At 48.8% G+C, this 6,126-nt stretch carries 3 protein-coding genes; 2 read left to right on the top strand and 1 reads right to left on the bottom strand.

The window, feature by feature from the left end; genetic code table 11:
* Nucleotides 1–133: 133 nt before the first annotated feature.
* Nucleotides 134–3,643 (top strand): DNA polymerase III subunit alpha, encoded by a 3,510-nt coding sequence (gene dnaE, locus KDK15_RS19000; RefSeq protein WP_257296969.1) that lies wholly within the window; start codon nucleotides 134–136, stop codon nucleotides 3,641–3,643.
* 336 nt (nucleotides 3,644–3,979) lie between these two features.
* Here the strand turns inward: dnaE and KDK15_RS18995 are convergent, their stop codons facing one another.
* Nucleotides 3,980–4,783 (bottom strand): protein kinase, encoded by an 804-nt coding sequence (locus KDK15_RS18995; RefSeq protein WP_257296968.1) that lies wholly within the window; start codon nucleotides 4,781–4,783, stop codon nucleotides 3,980–3,982.
* Between the two features lie 412 nt (nucleotides 4,784–5,195).
* Between KDK15_RS18995 and KDK15_RS18990 the strand changes: the two genes are divergently transcribed.
* A complete protein-coding gene (locus tag KDK15_RS18990) occupies nucleotides 5,196–6,029 on the top strand; it encodes a hypothetical protein (RefSeq protein ID WP_257296967.1) in 834 nt (277 codons plus the stop codon).
* Nucleotides 6,030–6,126: the final 97 nt, after the last annotated feature.

Raw genomic sequence — 6,126 nt, 5'->3', positions numbered from 1 at the left:
TCGAGTTTTAGGCATTTTATATGAGTCGGTATATTCCTGATTGGGGTGGTGAAAGACAGATAAATATTAATTTGTTAGCTGTTTCCCTTCATTGTTATCATTACCTGATTGCCATTCAGGACTTCCTTCATCCATGACATCACGATTTATCCACTTACGGGTGCATACCGAGTTTTCCCTCAGCGACGGGCTGGTGCGTATAAAACCGCTGATCAGCTCAATATCCGGCTCTGGCACACCGGCGGTGGCGGTGACCGACCAGTCCAACCTCTGTGCGTTGGTGAAGTTTTATTCGGGAGCCATGGGTGCGGGTATCAAGCCCATTTGTGGCGCTGACCTCTGGGTGGAAAATCCGGCGGATGCCCATGCTCCGTCCCGTTTGGTGCTGCTGTGTATGGATGAGCAGGGTTATCACAATCTGACCGAGCTGATCTCCCGGGCGTTTATGGAAAATCAACACCATGAAAAAGCACTGGTCAAACGCGAGTGGATCATGGCTCAATCAGAGGGCTTGATTGCTCTCTCCGGTGCCAGAGAAGGTGAGATTGGTCGGGCACTGTTATCGGGCAAAAAGCCGCTGGCTGGTGAGTTACTGCGGGAGTGGATGGGGGCGTTTCCTGATCGTTTCTACCTGGAACTGCATCGTACCAACCGGGCAGGGGATGAAGAGTGCGTTCATGGTTCCGTGGATCTGGCCGCAGAATTCAACTGTCCGGTGGTGGCCACCAATGATGTGATGTTTATGACCCGGGATGATTTCGAAGCCCATGAGTCCAGGGTCTGCATCGGAGAAAGTGTGGTTCTGGATGATCCCCGCCGTGAACATCGCTACAGTGAAGAGCAGTACCTGAAGTCTGAACAAGAGATGGTTGAGCTCTTTTCGGATATTCCTGAAGCACTGGCAAACTCCGTTGCCATTGCCCAGCGCTGTTCTATTAATGTCAAACTGGGTGAGTACTTTCTGCCGGAATATCCCGTGCCGGAAGGTAAAACCATGGATCAGTTTTTCCGTGAATTTTCCCATGATGGCCTGACGGAGCGTCTGGCGTTTCTGTTTGATACTTCGGCACCGGACTTTCCGGAAACCGAAAAAATCTACCGGGACCGACTGGACTTTGAGCTGAATACCATTCTTCAGATGGGGTTCCCGGGGTACTTCCTGATCGTTATGGACTTTATCCAGTGGTCTAAAAATAATGGTATTCCCGTTGGGCCGGGCCGTGGTTCCGGTGCCGGGTCTCTGGTGGCCTATGCCCAGAAAATCACCGATCTGGACCCGATTAAATATGACCTGCTGTTTGAGCGATTCCTGAATCCTGAGCGGGTGTCGATGCCCGACTTTGACGTTGACTTCTGTATGGAAGGGCGTGACCGGGTGATTGATTATGTGGCCCGAACCTATGGGCGAAATGCGGTTTCCCAGATCATCACCTTCGGTACCATGGCGGCCAAGGCGGTGGTGCGGGATGTGGCCCGGGTTCAGGGTAAATCTTATGGTCTGGCGGATCGTCTTTCTAAAATGATCCCCTTTGAAATCGGTATGACGCTCAGTAAGGCCTTCGAGCAGGAAGAAGCGATCCGGGAGTTTCTGGAGACCGATGAAGAGGCGGCTGAAATCTGGGAGATGGCGCTTAAGCTGGAAGGGGTCACGCGAAATGTCGGTAAGCACGCCGGTGGTGTGGTTATTGCCCCCACCAAACTGACGGATTTTGCTCCACTTTACTGTGATGAGCACGGTAAAGGGGTGGTAACCCAGTATGACAAGAATGATGTGGAATACGCGGGCCTGGTGAAGTTCGACTTTCTGGGTCTGCGTACGCTGACCATTATTGACTGGGCCCTGAAGCTGATTAACCCCCGCCGGGCGCAGCGGGGTGAAGCGCCTCTGGCCATTGAAGCCATCGATCTTGAAGATAAAAGCTCCTATGACATGCTGAAGCGGGCTGAAACCACCGCAGTCTTCCAGCTGGAATCCCGTGGGATGAAAGATCTGATCAAGCGCCTCCAGCCAGACTGCTTTGAAGATATTATCGCCCTGGTAGCCCTGTTCCGTCCTGGTCCGTTGCAGTCAGGGATGGTGGACAACTTCATTAATCGTAAGCATGGCCGGGAGGAACTCTCTTTCCCGGATGCCCAGTATCAGCACGAGTGGCTTAAGCCTATTTTGCAGCCCACATACGGCATTATCCTGTATCAGGAGCAGGTTATGCAGATTGCCCAGGTGCTGGCCGGTTATACCCTGGGTGGCGCGGATATGCTGCGCCGGGCCATGGGTAAGAAAAAGCCGGAAGAGATGGCCAAGCAGCGGGCAGTCTTTGAACAGGGCGCTATCAGCCAGGGGGTTGATGGTGAGCTGGCCATGAAGATCTTTGACCTGGTGGAGAAGTTCGCTGGTTACGGCTTTAACAAATCCCACTCGGCTGCGTACGCCCTGGTTTCCTACCAGACACTGTGGTTAAAGGCTCACTATCCATCGGAGTTTATGGCGGCGGTCATGAGCTCCGATATGCAGAATACCGATAAGGTGGTGACCTTTATCGAAGAGTGTCGGGATATGGGGCTGACCGTGCTGCCGCCCAGCGTGAACAGCGGCGAATATATGTTCGGCGTGAATGACGATGGGCATATCGTCTATGGGCTGGGCGCCATCAAGGGGGTGGGTGAAGGCCCTATTGAGGCGATTGTCAGGGCACGTAATGACGGAGGGCCATTCAAGGACCTGTTTGACTTCTGTGAGCGGGTGGATGGCAAAAGCATCAACAAGCGGGTGCTGGAGGCATTGATCAAATCCGGGGCTCTGGACCTGCTTGGACCAGTTCCGGAAATGCCGCAACAGTTGAATTTCAACCGTGCCGTGCTGGAAGCGAGTCAACTCGAGGCGATCAAGGCGGCGGATCAGGCGGCCAAAAGCATGGATTCCGGTCATATGGATATGTTTGGTGCCTTGGTACCCGCCGGAGAAGAGGCTGTTTATGACACTTATCTGAAAACCAGCGAATGGACGGATAAGGTTCGTCTGGGTGGCGAGAAGGATACCCTGGGGCTCTATTTGACCGGTCACCCCATTGATGAATACGAAAGTGAAATCCGGCACTTTATCCGCAACCGTATCAAGGACCTGCAGCCTGCCCGTGGCGATAGTCAGAACATTGCCGGGCTGGTGGTGGATATGCGGGTGATGAAAAACAAGAAGGGGGACAAAATGGCGTTTGTTACCCTGGATGACCGCACCGGACGGATTGAGGTGTCGGTGTTTGCCGATGTGTTTCCCGAGTCTCAACACCTGCTGCATAAAGACGCGGTGCTGGTGGTGGAAGGGGAAGTCACCTTTGATGATTACTCCGGTAGCCTGAAAGTCCGCTCGAAGAAAGTGATGAAAGTAGTGGATGCCCGCAGCCATTATGCCCGTCGTCTGGTTCTTGACGTTTCTTATGAGCAGATTGACGGTCATTTTGAAAGAAAACTGTCGTCCATTCTGGGCGGGCAGCCGGGGCAACTTCCGGTCAGGATTGATTACCATCGGGACGATGCCCGGGCCAGCCTGATGCTTGGTGAGCAATGGCTGGTCAGCCCCAGTGATGAATTGGTGCTGGAGCTTAGACAGTGGCTTGGCAAGCATGCTGCGAACGTTGAGTATGCCTGACAGAAGGACTTACTGAGTGTACTGCATTGAGGTAGACCTGAAATGGGAGCTGTGGTGTGAGTCTTTTGTTGTTTCCCTTTTCATGGAAAAGAATAACAAAACGATTTAGTCACGAAGAAAACTTTTCCTTGCAATGCGGGTCAATGAGGGTCAATCCGGGTCGGACTCCGGGCTTCACATAAGTAGTTAGCCAAATGAAATCATATTTTCTGACTAAGTGATCAGTCATTCTGCGACGTTACAAGTCCGGTCATATAGCTTCGGCTATGCTCCGTACGTTGTGCCTTGCATAGCAACTGCCGACTTAGCCAGAAATATACGATTCTATTTGGCCAACTACTTAACACCGAACTTTCTATTTATCTTCAACTGCAACGCTTCCAGATTAATGAATGCATCTTCTACACTCATCCGTTCTGCAGGGTCATGGGCTATCAATTGGAGAATAATGGATACGAGCTCTTTATACTTGCTCGGGTCATATCCCAACGTTTTAAGCGTTGAATTTATCGCATTTCTTTTAGTTTCCTCCTGCTCTTGAGAAAAGAGATGATTATTTGCCGGGCATGAATAAGGAAATCGGGATGGAAAATTAAAATCCCCTGGCAAAGACCCGCAAATTACTGTCAACATAGTCATTCCAAGTCCCCAGGAATCACATTTCTTGTCATGCCTGGGTACCCTCCCCTTGGTTTCAGAAAAAGACAACTCCGGGGCCATATACTCATGGCAGCCATGGTATACATCACAGTAATCATTGAGTGTACTCATGCCAAAGTCGATAATTTTCAACATTCCTGTTTCTTCGTTATAGACTATGTTGTCTGGTTTTATATCCTGATGAATTATGCCTTGCTGATGAATCTGGTATAAACCTCTGCTGATTTTATATGCTAACTCTACTGCCTCCTTTATGGAGAATGGCTGCCTGGTTTTAAAAGTATCTTCCAGTGTAGAGCCTGCTGCATATTCCATGGCAACACCATAATATTCGAACCCATCACTTTCAAAGGGATTAAGGATAGATTTACCATCTTCTCGTGAAACAAATTTAAAATCGTCATTCGTGAGAAATTTATATTTATCTCTATTTCTGAAAATCGCAAATTCAGTGCCAATAACTTCAGGGCTGTCAACCAAAGCTGCATTTAAATCCTGACCATAATCACCATAATCAGAAGCGAATGAAGTCTTTAAAAAAAGTTTATAAGAGCTATCGGGCTTTGATAAACGATAAGTACTTCCGCATTCAATATGGTTTTTTTGATCTACAGTTACGCCTCAAAGAGTCAAGTTGATCAGGTAGGAAAAATAAACCTGCCAGCTCCTGGCGCAAGAATTTCTAAGGAGCTTTCCGGATCATAGTAAAATAGTTTTTAAATTCAGGGGGTGCAAGACAAATTTGGGGAATTTTCATTGAAGTATAAGGTTAGATTATATGACCAAATGAAATTTAAACTATCTTGTTTGCAGGCTGCACCAATTTTCAGAGTTGCCTGAAAAGCAAATGGCCATGAACTTAGTGAAATTTTTATGAGAGGAACTTTAATTTATGACTCCTGTTAATGATTGCCAAACGGCGCTGCCAGCACAATCAAACCAAGAGATTACCCCAATAACAGCCGATCAGGGAAAGTTTAACAACCTGTCGACTACCGTTGTTCCCGGGGCTTCTGCCGCGATACCACAGGCTGATAATTCCCGGTCCGGATCAGAGTTGTTAATCAAATATTCACCCAGCCTGGTGGACTCCGATACCAGCTTAGCGGCAACAGGTTCGCCTTCACTGGTATTTCGGAATATGGAAAAACTTGAAATTCAGAACCCTCGAACCTCTCTTGACCATTTTGGGAAATACTTCCGGTGTGCAGATGGCAAATTGAGGAAGACGGATTGCGAAGCATGTGGTAATACCCTGAAAGAGATTACAGGAGTTTGTGATCTCAATAATTTTTATCAAGGTGAATATCATCAATCTTTGAATAAGGGATTCAGACATTTTCGTTACCCTGGTTCAATACATGCTGGTCAACTTGATGATGGTATGTTTTTCCTCAAGATGCTGAACCCCTGCCAATGTGAATGGCAATTTAAATTAGATCATCACCGCCAAAGCATCCAGTACCTGGGGAATGATGAATTCGAGGTATTCCCCGGAATTCACCCTTATTCCCTCTATTGCGGAAAGACCTTTGAAGAAGCACTGGCAACTTTTGAACAGGCTTGCCAAGGCACCGACATAGCGACTTTCATCAGGCCGCTGCTGGGATTTGGGTCTGACTCTTTTGGTACGATCCTTGACGCACAAAAACCGAAAGTCCCGGAAAGACCACCGGAAGACCCAGAGCGTATTGCCATTGCTGAGGAGGATATGTCTTTATTCTGATACCACTCAGGTCTATTCTCTGCCGTTCTGTCTGTCCCGTTGCTCCTAGGAGGCTGTCCGAGAATAGACTGCCCTACTGCGGTGGCAGCAAATTGGT

The sequence above is a fragment of the Endozoicomonas sp. YOMI1 genome (assembly GCF_024606345.1).
In the GTDB taxonomy this organism is placed as follows: Bacteria; Pseudomonadota; Gammaproteobacteria; order Pseudomonadales; family Endozoicomonadaceae; genus Endozoicomonas.
Note: the sequence above shows the minus strand (reverse complement) of the source record. Positions and strands in the feature narration are given on the sequence as shown.